This window comes from Mesorhizobium sp. M8A.F.Ca.ET.207.01.1.1, assembly GCF_004794715.1.
GTDB lineage: Bacteria > Pseudomonadota > Alphaproteobacteria > Rhizobiales > Rhizobiaceae > Mesorhizobium.
Genome location: NZ_SRUS01000546.1, coordinates 1 through 288, shown reverse-complemented (window position 1 = coordinate 288; position 288 = coordinate 1). Strand labels below are relative to the sequence as shown.

Genomic DNA, 288 nt, shown 5'->3' with positions numbered 1-288 from the left:
GGGCCAGGCCTGCCGGCTGATCGCCGCCGAGGCGTCCCAGTTTCCCGAAGAGGCGCGTACGCTTTACCGGCATGGTGCCGGCGCGCTGACGCTTCATCTTGCTGAATGGATTGAAACCGTTTGCATGCAAGGCCAGCTCCGGCATGACGACCCGCACTTCATGGCCGAACTGCTGCTGAGCATGATCGCCGGTCAGGATTTCGACAAACAGCGCTTCCATACGCCCCATCGTGATGACGCACTGCTGCGTCGGCGCTGGGCAGAGTTCTCCGTCGACAGCTTCCTGCG

1 protein-coding gene is annotated in these 288 nt (G+C 62.8%); it reads left to right on the top strand.

All coding sequences use genetic code 11. The features are described 5' to 3' along the window. A partial coding sequence (locus EN850_RS35760) for a TetR/AcrR family transcriptional regulator C-terminal domain-containing protein (RefSeq protein ID WP_189591364.1) occupies positions 1-288 on the top strand: 288 nt, incomplete at both ends.